Raw genomic sequence first — 733 nt, forward strand, 5'->3', positions numbered from 1 at the left:
CGCTCGAAATGCTGCGCACGGTGCGCGCGGCGTCGAGCAGCGAAGCTTCGGAAATGTCGTCGGAATAGGCGAATGCGGTTTTCTCGCCGCTCACCGCGCGCACGCCCACGCCCTGGTCGATGCTGAAGGAACCGGTCTTGACGATGCCTTCCTCGAGGCTCCAGCCTTCGGCGCGGGTGTATTGGAAGTACAGGTCGGCGTCATCGACCTGGTGCGAGCGGATCTCGGCCAGGGCGCGTGCGAGGTGGGATTCATCCAGGCCGAAAGGCTCGAGCAGCAAGCTGCGGGCCGTGGCCAGGCGTTCGATGGTGGGTTCGCGGGAGATCATGGGTACATTGTAGGCACCACCCCATGCCCTCTCCCCGCACTGACCCGGAAATTCGCGCCCGGCCTCAGCCCAGGCGCGAAGTCGCGAGCGAGCCGCGGCCCAGCGCCGCGTCCTGCGGCAACTGGCGCTGCGAGCGCGCGACCGACATCAGCACGCCCAGCGCCAGCCCCAGCGTGACCATGGCCGTGCCGCCATAGCTGACGAAAGGCAGCGGCACGCCGACCACGGGCAGGATGCCGCTGACCATGCCCATGTTGACGAACGCGTAGGTGAAGAAAATCATCGCCACCGCCGCCGCCATCAGCCGCGCGAACAGCTGCTGGGCGCGCATGGCGATGACCAGGCCGCGCCAGACCAGCAGCAGGAAGGCGGTGATCAGCAGCAGATTGCCGACCAGACCGAACT

The 733-nt window shown here is 67.3% G+C and carries 2 protein-coding genes; both read right to left on the bottom strand.

Translation table 11 applies throughout. The features are described 5' to 3' along the window. A partial coding sequence (locus D3H34_RS33245; RefSeq protein ID WP_286186583.1) for a PmbA/TldA family metallopeptidase occupies positions 1-328 on the bottom strand: 328 nt, incomplete at its 3' end. 64 nt (positions 329-392) lie between these two features. After that, positions 393-733: FtsW/RodA/SpoVE family cell cycle protein (locus tag D3H34_RS33250; protein WP_167481331.1), on the bottom strand; the 341-nt coding region annotated here is incomplete at its 5' end.

The sequence above is a fragment of the Acidovorax cavernicola genome (assembly GCF_003581445.1).